The 16,596-nt window shown below is 36.1% G+C and carries 26 protein-coding genes and 1 pseudogene; all 27 read right to left on the reverse strand.

Features of this window, described 5'->3' with window-relative positions:
• Position 1: 1 nt before the first annotated feature.
• Positions 2 to 181 (reverse strand): hypothetical protein, encoded by a 180-nt coding sequence (locus tag HW275_RS11405; RefSeq protein WP_178936669.1) that lies wholly within the window; start codon positions 179 to 181, stop codon positions 2 to 4.
• An 11-nt stretch (positions 182 to 192) separates the two neighbouring features.
• Complete coding sequence (locus HW275_RS11410; RefSeq protein WP_178936670.1) at positions 193 to 615, reverse strand: phage portal protein; 423 nt, start codon at positions 613 to 615, stop codon at positions 193 to 195.
• 62 nt (positions 616 to 677) lie between these two features.
• A complete protein-coding gene (locus HW275_RS11415) occupies positions 678 to 1,157 on the reverse strand; it encodes a phage tail tube protein (RefSeq protein WP_178936671.1) in 480 nt (159 codons plus the stop codon).
• Between the two features lie 25 nt (positions 1,158 to 1,182).
• Positions 1,183 to 2,496, reverse strand: a complete 1,314-nt coding sequence (locus tag HW275_RS11420) for a phage tail sheath family protein (protein WP_178936672.1) — start codon at positions 2,494 to 2,496, stop codon at positions 1,183 to 1,185.
• Positions 2,496 to 2,717 carry a hypothetical protein gene (locus tag HW275_RS11425; RefSeq protein WP_178936472.1) on the reverse strand — a complete coding sequence of 74 codons (222 nt, stop codon included), beginning with the start codon at positions 2,715 to 2,717 and terminating at the stop codon, positions 2,496 to 2,498. The genes HW275_RS11420 and HW275_RS11425 overlap by 1 nt, the downstream gene beginning before the upstream one ends.
• A gap of 1 nt (position 2,718) precedes the next feature.
• Positions 2,719 to 3,144, reverse strand: a complete 426-nt coding sequence (locus HW275_RS11430) for a DUF6838 family protein (protein WP_178936673.1) — start codon at positions 3,142 to 3,144, stop codon at positions 2,719 to 2,721.
• The gene (locus HW275_RS11435) at positions 3,145 to 3,747 is read right to left on the reverse strand and encodes an HK97 gp10 family phage protein (RefSeq protein ID WP_178936674.1); all 603 of its coding nucleotides are present in this window, start codon (positions 3,745 to 3,747) and stop codon (positions 3,145 to 3,147) included.
• Positions 3,747 to 4,118 (reverse strand): hypothetical protein, encoded by a 372-nt coding sequence (locus tag HW275_RS11440; protein WP_178936675.1) that lies wholly within the window; start codon positions 4,116 to 4,118, stop codon positions 3,747 to 3,749. The genes HW275_RS11435 and HW275_RS11440 overlap by 1 nt, the downstream gene beginning before the upstream one ends.
• Entirely contained in the window at positions 4,112 to 4,510 is a 399-nt protein-coding gene (locus tag HW275_RS11445) for a hypothetical protein (RefSeq protein WP_178936676.1), read from the reverse strand. The genes HW275_RS11440 and HW275_RS11445 overlap by 7 nt, the downstream gene beginning before the upstream one ends.
• Before the next feature lie 9 nt (positions 4,511 to 4,519).
• Positions 4,520 to 4,702: a hypothetical protein gene (locus HW275_RS11450; protein WP_178936677.1), complete on the reverse strand. Its 183-nt coding sequence runs from the start codon at positions 4,700 to 4,702 to the stop codon at positions 4,520 to 4,522.
• 11 nt (positions 4,703 to 4,713) lie between these two features.
• Complete coding sequence (locus tag HW275_RS11455) at positions 4,714 to 5,667, reverse strand: major capsid protein (protein WP_178936678.1); 954 nt, start codon at positions 5,665 to 5,667, stop codon at positions 4,714 to 4,716.
• 15 nt (positions 5,668 to 5,682) lie between these two features.
• Complete coding sequence (locus HW275_RS11460) at positions 5,683 to 6,282, reverse strand: phage scaffolding protein (RefSeq protein ID WP_178936679.1); 600 nt, start codon at positions 6,280 to 6,282, stop codon at positions 5,683 to 5,685.
• Between the two features lie 95 nt (positions 6,283 to 6,377).
• Positions 6,378 to 6,674 (reverse strand): hypothetical protein, encoded by a 297-nt coding sequence (locus tag HW275_RS11465; RefSeq protein WP_178936680.1) that lies wholly within the window; start codon positions 6,672 to 6,674, stop codon positions 6,378 to 6,380.
• Positions 6,671 to 6,853 carry a hypothetical protein gene (locus HW275_RS11470; RefSeq protein ID WP_146961784.1) on the reverse strand — a complete coding sequence of 61 codons (183 nt, stop codon included), beginning with the start codon at positions 6,851 to 6,853 and terminating at the stop codon, positions 6,671 to 6,673. The genes HW275_RS11465 and HW275_RS11470 overlap by 4 nt, the downstream gene beginning before the upstream one ends.
• Before the next feature lie 33 nt (positions 6,854 to 6,886).
• Complete coding sequence (locus HW275_RS11475; RefSeq protein ID WP_178936681.1) at positions 6,887 to 7,150, reverse strand: hypothetical protein; 264 nt, start codon at positions 7,148 to 7,150, stop codon at positions 6,887 to 6,889.
• The gene (locus HW275_RS11480) at positions 7,131 to 8,681 is read right to left on the reverse strand and encodes a minor capsid protein (RefSeq protein WP_178936682.1); all 1,551 of its coding nucleotides are present in this window, start codon (positions 8,679 to 8,681) and stop codon (positions 7,131 to 7,133) included. The genes HW275_RS11475 and HW275_RS11480 overlap by 20 nt, the downstream gene beginning before the upstream one ends.
• Positions 8,674 to 10,119, reverse strand: a complete 1,446-nt coding sequence (locus tag HW275_RS11485) for a phage portal protein (protein ID WP_218975162.1) — start codon at positions 10,117 to 10,119, stop codon at positions 8,674 to 8,676. Before HW275_RS11485 ends, HW275_RS11480 begins: the two co-directional genes overlap by 8 nt.
• A 10-nt stretch (positions 10,120 to 10,129) precedes the next feature.
• Positions 10,130 to 10,966 (reverse strand): annotated as a pseudogene (locus HW275_RS11490) (PBSX family phage terminase large subunit); the annotation flags it as partial.
• A 196-nt stretch (positions 10,967 to 11,162) separates the two neighbouring features.
• Positions 11,163 to 11,696: an NUMOD4 domain-containing protein gene (locus HW275_RS11495; RefSeq protein ID WP_178936684.1), complete on the reverse strand. Its 534-nt coding sequence runs from the start codon at positions 11,694 to 11,696 to the stop codon at positions 11,163 to 11,165.
• A gap of 39 nt (positions 11,697 to 11,735) precedes the next feature.
• Positions 11,736 to 12,236, reverse strand: a complete 501-nt coding sequence (locus HW275_RS11500) for a phage terminase large subunit (protein WP_255460107.1) — start codon at positions 12,234 to 12,236, stop codon at positions 11,736 to 11,738.
• The gene (locus HW275_RS11505) at positions 12,226 to 12,666 is read right to left on the reverse strand and encodes a terminase small subunit (protein ID WP_178936686.1); all 441 of its coding nucleotides are present in this window, start codon (positions 12,664 to 12,666) and stop codon (positions 12,226 to 12,228) included. The genes HW275_RS11500 and HW275_RS11505 overlap by 11 nt, the downstream gene beginning before the upstream one ends.
• A gap of 270 nt (positions 12,667 to 12,936) precedes the next feature.
• A complete protein-coding gene (locus HW275_RS11510) occupies positions 12,937 to 13,440 on the reverse strand; it encodes a sigma factor-like helix-turn-helix DNA-binding protein (protein WP_178936687.1) in 504 nt (167 codons plus the stop codon).
• Between the two features lie 105 nt (positions 13,441 to 13,545).
• A complete protein-coding gene (locus HW275_RS11515) occupies positions 13,546 to 13,773 on the reverse strand; it encodes a hypothetical protein (RefSeq protein WP_178936688.1) in 228 nt (75 codons plus the stop codon).
• A gap of 55 nt (positions 13,774 to 13,828) precedes the next feature.
• Positions 13,829 to 14,374: a dUTPase gene (locus tag HW275_RS11520; RefSeq protein ID WP_178936689.1), complete on the reverse strand. Its 546-nt coding sequence runs from the start codon at positions 14,372 to 14,374 to the stop codon at positions 13,829 to 13,831.
• The gene (locus HW275_RS11525) at positions 14,374 to 14,838 is read right to left on the reverse strand and encodes a class I SAM-dependent methyltransferase (RefSeq protein ID WP_178936690.1); all 465 of its coding nucleotides are present in this window, start codon (positions 14,836 to 14,838) and stop codon (positions 14,374 to 14,376) included. The genes HW275_RS11520 and HW275_RS11525 overlap by 1 nt, the downstream gene beginning before the upstream one ends.
• 3 nt (positions 14,839 to 14,841) lie before the next feature.
• The gene (locus HW275_RS11530; protein ID WP_178936691.1) at positions 14,842 to 16,221 is read right to left on the reverse strand and encodes a DEAD/DEAH box helicase; all 1,380 of its coding nucleotides are present in this window, start codon (positions 16,219 to 16,221) and stop codon (positions 14,842 to 14,844) included.
• Positions 16,222 to 16,515 (reverse strand): VRR-NUC domain-containing protein, encoded by a 294-nt coding sequence (locus HW275_RS11535; RefSeq protein ID WP_178936692.1) that lies wholly within the window; start codon positions 16,513 to 16,515, stop codon positions 16,222 to 16,224.
• Positions 16,516 to 16,596: the final 81 nt, after the last annotated feature.

Here is a 16,596-nt window from a genome sequence, read left to right on the forward strand (position 1 = left end):
CCTAACGCCTTTTACGGCCAGCCTTTCTTTTAGCTTCTTTCTCAGCCTCTTTCTCTTTTTTTATTTTTATGTCAATACAGGCCATAATGAACGCTTTCTCATAAATATCCATTTCAGCAAATTCACTTGGCCTTATTTTCAGTTTATGCAGGCAATAGTAAGCATAGTTATACTCTGCCACATTTGCCTCAATTAGTTTTTTACTTCATCTTTGATATCCTCTACGTTAAGATCCCATCCATTTATCTTTTGAACTTCCTGAAGCAAAGCTGTATATTCTCCTGGAAGCAGCATCGCATTTATCAGTTCCCTTGAATCCATTACTCCCCAGGAATCCTGCAGCTCCTTGTCATCCAAATCCGGATAAACCAATGATTTTAAAACTAAATCAACGAAGTATTTCTGCTGATCTAGTTCTGGAACAATTACGCCTTTAGCCTTTTTAACCTGTCTTGTATTCTGCTTTCTTAGTGCGTCATCCATTTCATTTGAGATTGACTTTATCTCAAATTTAACAGTATTTCCTGCATCGTCCTTAAATCTTTTTGACACTTCCACTTCCTGATTCTCCACAGGGATTGTATTCTGTTTTAAAAAAAATTTTAAATCTTTCATTCTTAATTATCCTCCTAAATTTATTTGGGAAATAGGGAGCTTAAAGCCCCCAAAAAGTACCCTTATATGTTCATGCCGTCAAGGGCATTAAATTTATCCATAAGTTTCCAGTCCTCGAACGTAAAGTCAAACTCATCTTCAAGATAGTCCGCATCTGCATCAAACTGTGCTATTATCCCACCATCAAGATTGCAGTCAATCAGCATTATGGTCTGTTTCCCTACACTCGAAGTTGGATCTTCATTTACAAGCTGCATATCAAAATAAATGTCTTTACCTGTTCTTGTGTACTCCTGCAATATTTCTCTAAATATAGATGTATTAAAATGAAAGGTTGCGCTTCCAGTACCTTTCCATCCTGCCGCTTTGTTCCCTTTTCCAGTTTTACCCAGAATTGGAACCTCAACTTTGTTTTTTTCCATTTCCGCCTTAACATTTATAGCCTGCATAAAGTTATACCTTTTATTTCCAACTGTAACAAAGCATTTGGCAAGACTTCCAGATATGGCGTCCTTCCCTTTCATTATTGCTGTATCGCTCATCTATTCTCACACTCCTCTATCTAAATTATTGTACAATTACATTCATATAAAGTTTTTCCATAGCAACAACTGGCTTAATGTTAGTCGTAACCAGTACACTTTCCTTTGTTTCCCCTTCTACAACTGTAATATCTGTTTCCTCATTGAAGTCTTTTATTGCTCTCAAGTCCTCCAATGTTTCGTGGTGCTTTGAAATATCACGTTTCAAGTCATTTCTGTCATACTCGGTATTGTTTGACGAACCAAGATACGTCTTGTTAAATATTGTTGCCACATCAATAGCAATCTGATCTAAAGTTCTCATTACTTGGGCGAACGAAAAATCCCTGTTCTTTCTTTTTATGAAAGAAACAAAAGAATTGATGTCCTTCAGAACTCTTATCTCATCCCCAGTCTTGTGGAAAATAAAATATCCAGCTTTTACTGCTAACTCCAACTCTGTCTGTGTTTCCTCAACTTCAAGTTTAAAATCCCCATTGTATTTATGATTTGTCAAACTTCTGTTAACCGCACAATATGCTTCTGCTCCACCAACCCAGTACACCGCTGAGTTTTCAGGAAAATCAGAATCCAGTGTCTTAGTTTTTACATTAATCACGCCTTCATAATCTGGATCAGCCGCACGATAAACTACACATACAAATTTAGCCCCAACTCTGTCTCTCATTCTCTTTGTGTACTGCACATACAAGTCTTTTATAGTTTTCTCATTTGAAGTACAAACTAAAACATTGATAAAATATTTGTCGATTTTATCCAAAAATTTCTGATGTGATGCACCTGTTACAGTTCCATTTGTACCGCCTGTCATAGGTGTTCCTGCTGTTGCTGCAAGGGTTGCATCAGATTTAAAAATTACAAAATCGTTGCTTTTTAAATCCTTTGCAGTAGCCACAGTCTGAACGTTCACCTTTTCAGAATCAACAAAAGTTGTAACATCAAAAAGAGAAGTGTCATCAACATTTGCCTGAATTGATATTTTAATATCATTCCCTCTTTCTCCTGTATATTTTGCAGTCCCAAAAGCGTTCGAGGCTTTAACTCCGCCTGCATTCAATTTATAAATGTAACCAGTTTGAGCGTGCTTATAGAAATCTCTCAGCCCTTTTAATTTGTCGCTGTCATAGGAATGCCCAAAGTATTTTGTAGAATTTTCAATAAAATCCCCATTTTCCACCTTAAAAATTTCCTCATCAGTGCCCCAGTCAAGCTCAACTCCAATTGCGACATATCCCCTATCCGAGAATACAAGTTCCGCTCTTTCCTTGCTTACAAAATTAATATACGTACCCGGCAAAACTTTATTCTGTACTAGCCAAGTACCTCCACCATAAGCCATTATTTAACCTCCTTACCTAAAAAATCCTCTAATTTCTTATCGACATCTGATAACGTATATTCCTTGTCATCTTCCAATAAGACGTTTAATATATCAGCCCTATTTTTGTATTTATCAGATCCTATAATCTGACTTTTTACAAATTTAGTTTCACCTGATTTATTTTCAGTGTTTTCTTTTTTTGCTTGTGCCTTGTTTTCAGCACCGTTATTATCCGCCATATTATTCCTCCTTCAATCCAGTATTTACTCCAAGTTTTCCCATTTTAGTTTTCTCTCCATCCAGTTTATAGATAAACATTTCATACATAACAAAGAAATGCAGCACCTTGTCCTCTTCCCTTGAGTTCCTGTCAGTTCCTCGAACAAGTGTGCCATCATCAAGTTTTATATACTCAAGCACAGTATAAAGTTTGTCCAGCGTTTCAAATATATCTTGAGCCTTTTTACTCTTAGGAAAATATACAATGTCAAACAGATAACTTCTCAAATATCTATTTCCAATAATCTGCTTTTCATTAGGATTCAACAAGTCAATAAAAAAGCAAGGCTCCTTAAAACCTTGCTCCAGTTCTTCTCTATGAACATCTATCCCTTCAAAATTTTCCGACAATTTCAAGCCTATCGCATTCACAATTTCATTCAGCATTTATCCTCCTAATTTTTTAAGCCATTCAGTAATTTTCTTCTCAATGACAGCGGGAGCCTGTTTTTGCAGTTCGTTTTCGGAAATCGTAAGCATAAACTTACCTTTTACCCAAGTCTTTTTCAGACGTTTTCCAATAGCAGGAACAAATCTGCCTGGCGTTTGTCTATGCCCAAATTCAACATAGCTTGCATATTCAGTAGAATTCGAAACTTCTATCTCATAATTTCCACCATTTTTTCTTACATCTGATACTGTCCAGTTTTTTCTTAGAGTTCCACCTTGCCCACCGTATGTTTTAGAGAATGTTTTACCACCTTTTTTATATGAAACTGTCTTGGTTTTTAAAACTCTGGCTCTACCTTTTTTATCATAGATGGTGTCACCTTTTTTTATGCCTTTTTTCTTATTATCTCTTTTGTAGGTAGCAATTCCAAAGTTTGGAGAGCTTACAGGTGTCCTTTTAATTACTTTACGTAGAAGTCTACCAGCTAACTCTTTTATAGTATCAATCATCAACTGCTCTTTTTCCTTCTCCATTTCTTCAATTATTTTTTGGAACTCTTTCAGCCCATCAAACTGTACCTTTATCTTTGAACTCGCCATTATGCCTTCTCCTGTTCCGCCTCAAGTATGATTTCCTGATGGTTCGTATAAACTGCTGATATTCCGCTGTGCTTATATCTCCTTGTCACGTTGTTTTGAGTCACTTCAATCGTACTTCCCGGAGGGATGTAAACTTCTGGAGAAATGAATAATTTAACAACTTGAGAAACATTCGCCCCCAGCCCTGTCTGCTCAGCTTGGCTGATATTTTTAAAACTTAGGCGGCAAGGCGCATTCTTACATATTTCTACTTTTTCAGAACTTATTATTCCGTACTTATCTTTTGATTTTTTATTTTCAAAAGCAGTACACAGTCCGTCCCACATCGAGTGTATTGCTTCTCTTGCACTTTTTAAGATTTCGCTTACCATACTAGCCTCCTGTACTTGAGTATCTCGCTTTCTCCATAAGTTAAAAGCGTTGATAAAAATACTTCAAATTTATCTCCTGTGGTCTTACTGTCCTCAAAAACTACTTTAGTTTCTCCTTCACTTATCTCTTTTGCTATACGGTTAAAATTTAACCCAGGAATATCAAGTTGATTCATTTTTAATTTGAAGTTGAGAAACTCCGCCGCACTCCTATTTAACCAAACGTATTTTAATCCTTCAGGTACTTTTCTCTGATTGGTCTTGTTGCAAATGTAATACTTTACTGTCTGAATGGAATTGTCCAATAAAAATAAGTCACCATCTACAACTTCATAACCCAGCGACTTTAAATATTTTTTGACATCTTCCTTGATGTCCGTGATATAATCCATAACTACCACCTATTTTTTAGATTTTTTGCTTTTTTCTTCAGAATCAATATCTTCTTCATCCACTCTATATCCACGCTCCTTAAACCAATCGATTAAATGTAGATTATCCGTTTCTCCAACTCCATTTACAAAAGTTACTCCAGCACTACTTCCAGTATAACTCTCATTTGGTGCGTATATTTTAACAGCCATACAAAATCCTCCTATTTAACCTTGATTTTTCTGAAAATTCCTGCGGCTTTCGTAGCTTTTAATGCAACTGCCGCAACCATTTCCACTTCACCTGTTTTTACCGCACCTGCTGTTTTATAGTCGGGTAACCACGATTTAACCAAAGCATTTCCAGTTGGCGCAACTCCATGGAATCCGTCCATACCAAATCTTACGGCATATAAAGATGTTTCCCCTTGTCCATTTATTATTGAAACCGGGTCATTAGTTCCTGCTTTAGTACCCAAATCAACAAATGGGATTGCTCCGTATTTTTCAACCTGTTGTCCAAATTCATTCATTGTAACAGTATATTGAGCCGAACGTCTCGCACAGGCTCTCAATCTGGCAATCAATTTTGTATTTCCAGCTAACATTGACGGTGTTCCATCTAACCCCATTAAAAATTCATCCAGTAAATCTAAAAACAGTTTATAGTTTGTGTCTACCGCTGTCGAGTCTGATAAGTCAATTGCTGCCGTTGGGATAAATTCCGTTGTACTTCCCGTAACCGCTTTTTCTAATCCATCAAACGCTTTTGCATTTACTCCTGAATCCCCATTAATAACTGTGTCGTTAAATAATGCTGACGCAGCTTTGATTTTCTGAGTCATTTGCAGTTGAACCTCTGAAACAATTCCGCCCATGTCTGCGATAACCCTATCTATTTGAAATGATCCTCCAAATATTTTCAAGTCAACATTATGTCTTTCTTTTGAAACTTCCGCAGGTGTGTATTCCTCATTCACATCCCTGAAAGTCGCTGTAGGTTGGGTTTTCAACCTTGTATATCCATAAGTCATTGTGGTACCTCCACCTGTAGGCGAAACCACATTGTCAAATGGTATGTTACTCATAATAAAATTACTCTTTGCAAATTCATCAATTACTCCAATTTGCAAATCATCCTGTACGTTCTTTTTAGCTTCTGCTAATGTTATTGGCATATAAGCCACCTCCTATTATTCATTTTTATTTACCGTTAGTCTTGCCATTATTGCATCCGCTAGCGATTTTGATTGATTTGTGCCTTCTGTTCCCGTGTTCCCTTCTCCAGGTTTAACTCCTGAAAAGTTAGGCTCCTTCGGTTTTGATTCAGACGCTTTAAACAGCATTTTACTGTCTTCAGCAGTTTTCAATGCTTCTAATTGCTCATTAATACCAATCAGGACTTCACCATCTAGTTTAATTTTACCCATATCAAGCAAAGCCTTAACCGCTTTAGTATTAATCACATTTGAACTTAGCAAAGTAGTGTCAATTGCGCTTTCCAATTTAAATTTAGCAAGTTCAGCTTCAAAATTATCTTTTGCAGCCTTATTGTCCCTTTGCAAATTTTCAATAGTCTGTTTCATTGTTTCCACATCTCCAGAACTATTTTTTAAATTCTCAAGCTGCACATCCCTGTCCTTCAAATCCTTTTCCAGTTGCTTTTTGGCGTTATTTACCTCATCAAATCTTGATTTCGGTATAAACCCTTTCAACTGTTCTGCATTTACTGACAGCACCTTTTCCGCCTGTTCCTCTGACAAACCTAATTTCAACAAATCCTCTTTGTTCATAATCTATTCACTCCTATCCATTTTTTACGTTGTATGCCAACGAGATTATTTTTGATTTGTTCTTTTACGCCTACAAATCCTAAAAAGGCGATTTTTTATAAAAGTTTTACTGCTAGTCCATAATTAACAGCACATTCATATTCAATTCTGCACCCTCTCGCATACTCATAGCCTTGCGCAAAAACAACTATATCTGCATCACACATTAATTCCAGCGATTTTGCTAAATATCGTAAAGAAATATTTCTTTTATTTGCTATTATCGGAAAAACTGAGTCTATAATCTCTATTTCCCCGTACTCTTCTTTCAATCGGCTAACTATCTCTTCTCTTTCCTGCTCTATGTTAGCGTGACTCTTATTTCTCATCGGTTGACTTATAAATATTTTCATTTTCCCTTCACCTCCTCAAACGCTAGTATTAAAGCCGTATTTATATACCATTCTCTGTTTCCACTTATTAGCTTTACATTTTTACCTTTATCAGCTTCCTTAATAAATTTCTTCAATGTTTTTTCATATTTAACACCCATGTAGTTTCCGTCGCTATGATAGATATTAAGTGTTATCATTTTCCCTCCTTAAACAAAAAAATCACGATTAAATTAATAACCGTGATTAGCTTTTTTTTGTTGATTGTCTTCCTCATACATTTCCCATAAATCTGAAAGTTTAAAATTTAAGTCTTTTTCTTCCTTCAAAACCTTTTTCATAAACTCAAAAAATTCCTTGTGAAGCTCTCGCTCTTCCTCTGAAAAAGGCCCATCCAGCCCTATCCATCCCATTTCTTCTCTTTTTATCTGATACTCTTTTTCTTTATCCCTCATTTTCTTAAATGCCTTATATAACCTATGTTCTCTTGATAGCATGTTTTCTTCTCCTATACTTCAGGTTTTTATCTTTTGCATTTAGTTTTTGTAAAATCTGTGCGACTTCTTCAAAGTCTGATTCTCGAAGTTTTTGAACGTCATCATCAAAATTCGTCATATCCATTTCAAACATATCTTTTGAGAGTTCATGCACATATTTTTCATCAATCGCTCTCATATACCTGAACTTGCCATTTCTGAAAGTGTCAAAATCTCCACCACTGAATCCCCATTCGTGCCTTCCTTTTGGGTGATTGTGAGTTATAGAAGCGTTCTCAAAACGTATTGATTCGATTCTTTGCATAGGTATCGAACCTTTATCGCCCTTTATAACGTATATTTCTCCAGTCTCAGTTACAACCATAGCACTTTCATAGGTATCCTTAACTATTTTTTTCTCGTATTTCTGCAAAAGCTCTTCAACATTATTATACCTTGTATTTTTAATATTTCCAAGTAGTCTATACCGCCCTTCAGGAACTTTTATTGTTTTATTTTCCGAGTTTTCAATAGCATACTTGCTTTTCCACTTTTTATAGGTCATATCGGTTGGCACATAATAAGTTTTTCCGTCCTTATCTTTTGCAGCACGTTCCCCTTCTTCCTCGTCTTCAAAATACGGAGCCGTTGTTGTCCTGCAATTAACGTGAAATGGCGGAGCAGTTGTGCCAATCTCATAATCCTTAAACTCGAACACTTTGCCGTCAAGTCCCTGGCAAGTCTCGGAAGTCCTGCTGTCAAGAGTAGCGACAATTTCATAACGTTCAATATTCAAATCTTCATAAGTCTTAATTCTAGCTTTAGAAGCATAGGCGGCACTTTCAGTATAGACAAGCCTTGCCACGTTGCTTCTGCTTGTATTCATTCTTTTAACAACTTTTTCTATTAATGTATCAAGTTTATCCCCACGAATAAAAGCCTGCGTCATTTCTGTATGCAGAGCGTTTAAAAGTTTTTCTTTGTCTTCCCATATCCTGCCTGAAAAATGTTTTCCGTCAGAAGCCCAAGGGTTAGAAATAACAGTATTTACTAATTTACCATTTAGTTTATACATATTTGATCCAATTCCCATACTAGTACCTTTTGCGATTTCAAAAAACGTATGGTTGTATTGATCCTCGTATAAGTTACCTAGATAATTTTTAAATCCGTTGCCGTTATCATTGTACAACTTTTCAATTTCAGCACGTACCTGTAGTTTCATAGCTTCTAATCTCTCTATATGGTACTTGGCACTTGCATTTTCAAGTTCTTTTGCAAACTTTAAACTATCTTTTCCTGAACCTTTTTTGATATACTCTTCTACAGTCCATTTGAACTCATCACGTTCCTTCTTGTTAAGCATTTCCTTTGCATTTGCCAATGTTACATCGTTATTTTTAGCAATCCTGTTGTACCAGATTTCAATATCCTGATTTATCCTAGTGATGGCCTTATCGTATTCAGCCTGCTGTTTCTTTATCTCTTTTACAGCCATTTGATTAACTCGGCTTTCTTCCTCAACAAATCTATCTTTCCAATAATCACTCATTTAAATCACCGTCATGATTATGTTTACCGTCCTCAAAATTAACGTAATCAGTCTGTCCCTGTATCTGCTGTTCTGTTTTTTCTTTCTTAATTCTTGCAAGCTCTTCCTGAACATCAGTTACCCAAGGGTGCTGTGCAACAAGTGTTTCCTCCGAAATTATCCCAACCGAATTTCTAATATCCGAAATCGCTTGGCTTTCATTCACAAGTATATCTCTATTTAACACAACCTCCACTTTTTCCTTTATGAAGTCACCCTGCCCTGTGTTCTTCAAATGATTTGCTACAAACCATACCATTTCCTCAAAACTTGCCTGAAACTCAGTTTCAAAATCATTTGCCTCTAAATCTATGTCCGAGTACATCGAACGTATGTTAAGCTGATTTGGATTATTCCCAAGCGTATCAGCTTTGCTGTCAAATCCTCCGCCATTTTCAATTATGGTTTTCTTCAGCAGTTTCACAATGCTTTCATAGTTTCCCGCATTCACTTCAACTTGTAAACTTGATACATCTCCATCCTCTCTTACTTTAACAGCTCCAAATGTGGAAAGATTTTTTCTGAACTCGCCCAAGTTTTCACCGTCATAATTTTTAATAATTAAAATCGTATTTCTACTGTCTTCCTGCATATTATTTATGAAATCACTTATAAGCATGTTTAAAGCGTCCTGTAACGATTTTACTCTTTTAAGCAGGGGTTGTTCCAGCTCATCCGCTTTGAAGCATATGAGAGGTATTTTTTGCCAGTTGTAAGGCTTATCATCAACACTCAGGTATGCCTTCTTCTCAACTGCTGTAAGTTTTGTATTGTTCATTTTGTAATACTCAACTCCAGACTTTCTGTAAATCTCAACATAATTTTCAGTATTATACGTCCCATTTTTATAAAGTTCTCGGCTGTACACTCTTATTGCGTAGTCCAGGTCCTCATGATCGTTGTCAAGCCACACAGGGATAACCTCAACTGAATTTATCCTCTTGAATTTTAAATTTCCCATTTCATCCACATACAAAAATAACCACCCAAGTCCATTGTTATAGACGTCAGTGGTTACTCTTTTCAATGTTTTAAGAAAATTTTTATCAAACAGTTCATTCAATTTATTATCGTAATCCTGGTTCTCACTTTTAATACTTGGAGTTTTAGAAATTATGTAATTCACTTTCTGCTTAACCAGTTTTTTATACTGGTTATCGACAATTCTATTATTTGGCAAGTTATGAACTACTGTTAATTTCCCATCTTCCCCGATTGCCGTTCTCTGCCTTGAAAGGATGTCGTGCCTTCCACGATAATAGTTGTTTCCGTCTTTCATCTCCCTGTATTTCCGGCTTGCAAAATGCCACATTATGATACTCTCAACTTCGCTAAGATTGATATTCTGTTCTCCCATCTTATCTTTTCTCCTAAACAATTTCTTAATAAATTCAAACATTCCTTACTCCTTAATCAAAAGAAAATGTAGGGCCTTTTGAGTAGCTTTCCAAAGCGTATCTCATTGCGTCCATTAAATGGTTAAAATCGTCCACAGGCTTATTGATTGGGTTGTCAAACTTGTCCTTATCCCACATATAGTTTGATATTTCAGTTATGAAATTCACACATCTGGGATGAATAATAATTTTATAATCCTGAATATATTGAACTCCGTTATTAATACTGTCCCTACCTTTTCTTGACTTTCTTATGCCCTTCAATCCCAAATCATAAAGTTCGTCAATCGACTTAGGCTCTTGACTATCTGCCACAATCTTTTCTTTTCCATAGCCTTTTCTGATAATCTCTTCAGCAATTTGACGGTTTTTCATTGCGTTTTTGTAAATCTCGTCAAACACATAAATTTCCTTATTCGCTACGTCAATCAGCCCACAGAAAAATGCTGACGGATCATTGGTATATCCAAAATCTAGTCCGAAAGCTGATTTTACACCTCTACGTTTTGAAATCTCATTGACATCAAACTCTTTTTCTTCCCAGTTCTCATAAACTAGCCCTTCAACAATTCCCCAGTTACCAAGCCCTGCCACCTGATACCGTCTAGGATTATTCTTTTTCATATCCTCAAACAATTTTTTATCGCTATCATCAAGCCATTCATTGCACATATAGTTGGTTGTCTTTGCCATTATGTTGTCGTCTTCTGCGTCAAAAAATCTTTTTTTGAGCCAGTGCCGTTCGTTCCAAGGGTTAAACGTGAGTGTAATCTGCTTATACAAAGGCTCTTCAATTTTACCCCTGATACTTTCGTCAAGCATATTAAAATCCTGCTCCTTGTTTATCTCATAGGCTTCTTCTCAATACTGTTACAGATATACCGTTTCCGTATACCCTCTATATGTTTCCATATAGTTCAGACTATATCTTCACTTAATTCAATAAGTGCCACCCGTTTCGAGTTTACTTAAACCCTACTCTACTCACTTCCACAAAAAAAAGAGCCAAAAGGCTCTTGTGTGTTTTCGATAGTCGTTGAACGTTTTATTTGACATTTTTATAAGATTTAAAATTCACTATCAAACCTATAACTCTATTAGTAACACCGTATTTTCTAGCTAAAGCAACCGTTCCAAACTCCTTGCTTTGCCTAACATACTTTTTCCTAATTTCTCTAACGTCATCATCAGTCAATTTTGAATTTTTATTATTTGCTCCTGTCTGAGAATTTTTTAAGTTTAATCTATATGCGTGATACATCTGCTCACTTCTATCCACCCATTCTAAATTGGTGTAGTGATTATTTTGCTTATTCCCGTCTATATGGTTTACTGTATCTTTTTTATTTGGGTTTGGAACAAATGCCTCAGCTACAAGCTGGTGGATTCTCACAGTTTTATCTTTATCTTTCTTATTCAATCTAACCTTTACGTATCCGTCTTTAGTTAAACTCGTACTTCTGATTTTTTCTTTCCGTTTTGCTGTTCCACACCATCCACCCGTACTTTTTACTCTTCCAAAATTACTGATTAAATAGTAACCGTAAAACCCTTCAATTTCTTTCCAAATCTCTTTCATAGTACCACTCCTTCATAAGTAAATGATACCATATCCATTTTACATTGTCAAATAACTTCGCTGCTGATTGTCCACAACTTTACTTGTTTGGATTTTCCAGCAATTAAAGTGGTTTATTTTTTGACGGCGTGAACTGAATTTATTAATCCACGCCCAGCATAGATTCCCCGTTTCAACTGTTATTGAAGTAACTTTAAGCGGATCGTCCAATCCTCTAAATAGTATTTTCTGCCCTGTTGGAACATAAACAATTTCAAGCGGGCTTTCCTTGACATCCCAATACTCATTTACTTGAAGTCTGTTTATTGCCCATTTCAAGTCTGTAAAACAGCTATCCTTTAATGTCCGATAAACTTTTCTTATCACAAGCAAGTTTGCCCCAGGATATTTCATCATTGAATAAATAAAAAATAATGCCGTCGTCTTGCTTTTCTTGCTCGCCCGGCTACCTTTACAGACTCTGTACCTTCCTTTGAAGTTCCAAAAATCTTTATATCCTTTCCCAACAAGTTCCGGCAGCTTCACTTTCCTACTCTTCAAGTTCATCCTCACCCACAATCATAACCGGCACAACTCCATCAACTTCAACCCTATCTGTAAACAGTCTATATCGTTTGCCAAGCAGCTCTGCTGACTTAATCCTGTCACGCAGTCCTATCTGCTTTTCAATCATTCTGGCTTCGCTTGTTCCGTCCCCGGTTCCTTCAACAACGACAACTTCCTCTTTGATTTCACCTCTCATTGATTTAGTTAAAAACTCAAGCACTTCCTTGGCAGATGCCGTCCTCTCATCCTGCATGGCTTCCAGTTTTTCGTCGATGTAGCCTTTTATAGCAGGTTTAAGCAAGTTTTCCTGCCCAATAACTCTCGCTGTCTTCTTACTGTACCCTGCCTTTACTGCTGCTTCTGTTATATTTCCAGTTTCAATGTAGTAATCTGCGAATCTTTTCTGTTTCTCCGTCAATTTCATGTCAAGTTCTCCACCTCCTCAAAAATAATAGTGCCTTGCAATTCTAAGCGGCTGCTGAATCACAAGGCGATATACTAAAAGTATTTATGAACAAAAAAAGACGGTTATAAAAAGAATACCGTCTTTTGACAGTTAAAATAACTGACACTTATAAGTGGAATGGTTTATTAAATGTCTTTTACATTTTTCACATTCTAACATATTATAACATATAAATGGGGAATGTAAATACCACGTTTGGGGCACGTATGGGACATTTTTGTCAAGTCCTTAATCCAAAAGTATTTCAGGAAACAGGTTAAACTGCAGCTCTTTAACCAATCTTGTCCTGTTTCTTCCTACCGTTTTTCTATCGACATTCATTTCATCTGCTATTTCATCAATCGTCCATTCCTTGAAATATCTCAATACTATAACATCATAATATTTGTCATTCTTGATATTCATCAGGGCGTTGTCTACCCTGATAATCCTTTTTTCCATTTTTAAATTTTCAGATTTTAAATGCTCCACTTTTTCAATTTCTTTTTCCGGAACGCCTTCATATTTTTTTAATCCCCCCTGAACATTTTCACCTGTCTTACCTTTTCTCGCTTCTCCTAATCCATTTTTTAGTATGTTATCAATACGTTCATTATTTTTCAAGATTACTCTTTTGTAATTTAGGTAAGCTCTTAACATCGCTTCGGTTTCTTTGTACTTGTCAATTTTTTTCATCTGTTTTAATTTTTCTGCAACTCTGTCCGCTATTCTGTCAATATCTTTTTCTGTCATTTTTCCTCCCCGAAATTCGCATTCTTTAATTTTTTTCTCCAGCATTTACCAGTTTGTATTTTAATTGTCTGATTGAATGACTGTTCCCGTTTAGTGTTTTTGCTATCATCTGTACTCCTTAAATTTGAATATCCCAAAAATAAAAGTTAAAACCTGGACTCCTGCGCCCCAAAAAATAAACAATATAAAATCTATTAACATCAATTTTACAAATTCTAACAATGTTTTTACGTTTGAAATATCGTTTATTGTTTTATACACTATCAATCCTAAACTCCCTAAAATAATTACCACATATATTGTCATTGTTATTGCTGATACTACTTTTCTCATACTAATTCCTCCTGTCTAATTTTCTACTTATACTCTTTACTTGTATACACATAAGTTAATAACTCTCTTTTGTACGTTCATTCATATTTTTAAGCCATTTCTCGTGATGAACTTGCAAGAACCCCTCTTCTGTTACTCCTACGTATTCTGAAATAGCCAAAATGCCGCCTAAAACCTTGTTTTCGTTCAATATTCTAAAATCTGATAATGTAATTAATATGTCTTCTAAACTTTTTACTGATAATACCTCTCTGTTGTATTCAACTAAAGCTTCGTCTAAAAATGGCACCGTTCTGCCTCTGGTTTCTTCGTCTCTTGCATTTATGTAGCTGAGATAAAAATGCAATACGTCAGATAATTCCTCTAACACTTTTGATTTATTGAATTTTTCAGTGCTATTCTTCCAGTAATTCCATTCACTTTTAAGTTCCTGGATCAGTTCTCCAATTTCTGTTATCAACGCAACTTGAATACCCTTAGCTGTTCTTGCATTGATAGTTTTCTTTTCATCAAATTTCTTATCCAGCATTGCCTGTCTCTTCAGCAGTTCCTCTATATTAAATTCTTTTAACGCCTCTTCTTTCACATTTTCGCTAGCCATTATTCCTCCTCTAATTTCATAAATACCAACCAGTGTGTCTTGCTCCTTCGGTTCCCAAACAAAGGTTTATAGTCAATTACATCCAATATGCTTTTCAGTTTTATCTGCTCTTCACTCCATTTAAAAACTAAAACTCCGTTCACTTTTAAGACTCTCATGCATTCATTAAATCCTTGTTCTATGTCATTTTTCCAAGTTTCAGGATCTAATTTTCCATATTTTTTGGCTGTCCATGAATTTTCTCCTGCTCTAATTAAATGGGGCGGATCAAATACAACCAAATTAAATTTGTTATCAGGATAAGGGATTTTTCTGAAATCGCCTACCACATCTGGATTGACTTTTAGCTCTCTTCCATCACATAAAACACCCTCAAATTTCCTATTATCCATATACACTGTATTTTTATTATTTTTATCAAACCAAAACATTCGTGAGCCGCAACATACATCAAGTATCTTCATTTATCATCTTCCCTCTCTATATCTATCAATTCTTGCCTTCAGGCTTTGTAAAAGTTCTTCCTGAACGTCTCCCTTACTCTGTAGAGCTTTCATTACATCCTCGTCCCTTGTGTCCTGTGTCACAAGGTGGTGGATTATAACCTTTTCCTTCTGCCCCTGCCTGTGAAGCCTTTTATTTGCCTGCTGGTAAAGTTCAAGACTCCAGTTAAGCCCAAACCATATTACGTGATTTCCGCCGTCCTGAAGGTTTAAACCGTATGCCGCACTTGCCGGATGTGCCAGAAGTATGTCAATTTTCCCGCTGTTCCAGTCCTTTTCATCCTCTGGGGTTTTAAGCTGCCTTACTCTTAACCTTGATTTTTCCAATGCCTTTTTTATTCTTTCCAAATCATGCTGAAAGCTGTAAAATACTAAAGCAGGTTTTCCATTAAGCTCTTCTATAAGTTCCATAAAACGTTCAATCTTGCAGTCGTGAATCTTATGAACCTTACGTTCTTCATCGTAAATGGCTCCATTTGAAAGCTGTAATAGTTTTCCAGTCAATGCCGCCGCACTCGCAACTGATATTTCTTCGGACTCGTTCAGTTCTAAAATCATCTGCTTCTCAAGTTCCTCATACTGCTTTCTTGATTTGTTATCAAGCTCAATTGTTATGGTGTTGTAGATTATATCTGGAAGTTCCAAATAGTCTTCCGCTTTCATCGAAACACATATATCGCTTATCTTGTTCATAATTGACTTGTCTGACCCTTCCTTCAGTTCGTATTCCCCAAAAGGATTTCCACCATATTTTGAATAATTGAAATATCTCTCACGAAAAGCTGTTATATTCTTTCCAAGCCTTTTTCCCTTGTCCAGCAGGTATATTTGCGCCCAAATATCTTTTAGCCCATTCGGTGCTGGCGTTCCTGTAAGCCCCACTACCCTTTCTATTTTCCCAAGTACAAGTTTCAACGCTTTAAATCTTTTGCTTGCATGGTTTTTAAAACTTGAAAATTCATCAATTACAACCATATCAAATGACCAGTCATTCTTATAATACTCGACAAGCCACTGGACATTTTCACGATTTATCACATAGATGTCCGCAGGCGTATTCAACGCCGTTATTCTTTTTTTCTCTGAACCAAGTACTCTTGAAAATTTTAAGTATTTCAGATGATCCCATTTTTCCGCTTCATTAAGCCACGTGCTTTCGGCAACCTTCTTCGGTGCTATTATCAAAACCCTGTCAACCTCAAACCTGTTAAATTTAAGCTCATCAATTGCCGTAAGTGTTATAATCGTCTTCCCCAGCCCCATATCAAGTAGCAACCCAACCTTTGGTGTTTCGATAACTTTCTCAATGCAGTATTTCTGATAATTGTGTGCCTTGAACTCCATTTAATCCTCCTTCCAGCTAAGCAGTTCGTTTTCTAATACCCTGTCCACCATTTCTTTGGAATCCACCACATAGACTCTCTGTCCCAAATTAGTTATTTTTCTAATCTGGTTTACCTGCAGGGCTCTCGGCTTCTTTCCGGGAGATTTCAGTTCAACAAAGAATATTTTTCCGTTCGGAAGCATGCATATCCTGTCTGGCACTCCTGAATTTCCAGGACTTGTAAATTTATATGCGGTTCCTTTTTTATTTTTTATTTTTCTAACTAGGTAATTTTCGATTTCTTTTTCTGACATTTCTACCTCCAAATTTTTACAGAGCTACAAACTTTTCATGCGCGCGTATAGAGACTATTAAATAAAGGATTTATATACTCT

Source organism: Leptotrichia sp. oral taxon 223 (assembly GCF_013394795.1).
Lineage (GTDB): Bacteria > Fusobacteriota > Fusobacteriia > Fusobacteriales > Leptotrichiaceae > Leptotrichia.

Bases quoted from the DNA above. Each gene is read 5' to 3' on its own strand.
- HW275_RS11470 (WP_146961784.1), bottom strand. From the start codon at position 6,853: ATGATAACACTTAATATCTATCATAGCGACGGAAACTACATGGGTGTT.
- HW275_RS11505 (WP_178936686.1), bottom strand. From the start codon at position 12,666: ATGAAATTGACGGAGAAACAGAAAAGATTCGCAGATTACTACATTGAA.
- HW275_RS11430 (WP_178936673.1), bottom strand. From the start codon at position 3,144: ATGCTGAATGAAATTGTGAATGCGATAGGCTTGAAATTGTCGGAAAAT.
- HW275_RS11480 (WP_178936682.1), bottom strand. From the start codon at position 8,681: ATGAGTGATTATTGGAAAGATAGATTTGTTGAGGAAGAAAGCCGAGTT.
- HW275_RS11520 (WP_178936689.1), bottom strand. From the start codon at position 14,374: ATGGCTAGCGAAAATGTGAAAGAAGAGGCGTTAAAAGAATTTAATATA.
- HW275_RS11425 (WP_178936472.1), bottom strand. From the start codon at position 2,717: ATGGCGGATAATAACGGTGCTGAAAACAAGGCACAAGCAAAAAAAGAA.
- HW275_RS11465 (WP_178936680.1), bottom strand. From the start codon at position 6,674: ATGAAAATATTTATAAGTCAACCGATGAGAAATAAGAGTCACGCTAAC.
- HW275_RS11485 (WP_218975162.1), bottom strand. From the start codon at position 10,119: ATGTTTGAATTTATTAAGAAATTGTTTAGGAGAAAAGATAAGATGGGA.
- HW275_RS11450 (WP_178936677.1), bottom strand. From the start codon at position 4,702: ATGGCTGTTAAAATATACGCACCAAATGAGAGTTATACTGGAAGTAGT.
- HW275_RS11530 (WP_178936691.1), bottom strand. From the start codon at position 16,221: ATGGAGTTCAAGGCACACAATTATCAGAAATACTGCATTGAGAAAGTT.
- HW275_RS11455 (WP_178936678.1), bottom strand. From the start codon at position 5,667: ATGCCAATAACATTAGCAGAAGCTAAAAAGAACGTACAGGATGATTTG.
- HW275_RS11510 (WP_178936687.1), bottom strand. From the start codon at position 13,440: ATGACAGAAAAAGATATTGACAGAATAGCGGACAGAGTTGCAGAAAAA.
- HW275_RS11535 (WP_178936692.1), bottom strand. From the start codon at position 16,515: ATGTCAGAAAAAGAAATCGAAAATTACCTAGTTAGAAAAATAAAAAAT.
- HW275_RS11460 (WP_178936679.1), bottom strand. From the start codon at position 6,282: ATGAACAAAGAGGATTTGTTGAAATTAGGTTTGTCAGAGGAACAGGCG.
- HW275_RS11440 (WP_178936675.1), bottom strand. From the start codon at position 4,118: ATGGTAAGCGAAATCTTAAAAAGTGCAAGAGAAGCAATACACTCGATG.
- HW275_RS11515 (WP_178936688.1), bottom strand. From the start codon at position 13,773: ATGAGAAAAGTAGTATCAGCAATAACAATGACAATATATGTGGTAATT.
- HW275_RS11475 (WP_178936681.1), bottom strand. From the start codon at position 7,150: ATGCTATCAAGAGAACATAGGTTATATAAGGCATTTAAGAAAATGAGG.
- HW275_RS11495 (WP_178936684.1), bottom strand. From the start codon at position 11,696: ATGAAAGAGATTTGGAAAGAAATTGAAGGGTTTTACGGTTACTATTTA.
- HW275_RS11415 (WP_178936671.1), bottom strand. From the start codon at position 1,157: ATGAGCGATACAGCAATAATGAAAGGGAAGGACGCCATATCTGGAAGT.
- HW275_RS11410 (WP_178936670.1), bottom strand. From the start codon at position 615: ATGAAAGATTTAAAATTTTTTTTAAAACAGAATACAATCCCTGTGGAG.
- HW275_RS11435 (WP_178936674.1), bottom strand. From the start codon at position 3,747: ATGGCGAGTTCAAAGATAAAGGTACAGTTTGATGGGCTGAAAGAGTTC.
- HW275_RS11420 (WP_178936672.1), bottom strand. From the start codon at position 2,496: ATGGCTTATGGTGGAGGTACTTGGCTAGTACAGAATAAAGTTTTGCCG.
- HW275_RS11445 (WP_178936676.1), bottom strand. From the start codon at position 4,510: ATGGATTATATCACGGACATCAAGGAAGATGTCAAAAAATATTTAAAG.
- HW275_RS11525 (WP_178936690.1), bottom strand. From the start codon at position 14,838: ATGAAGATACTTGATGTATGTTGCGGCTCACGAATGTTTTGGTTTGAT.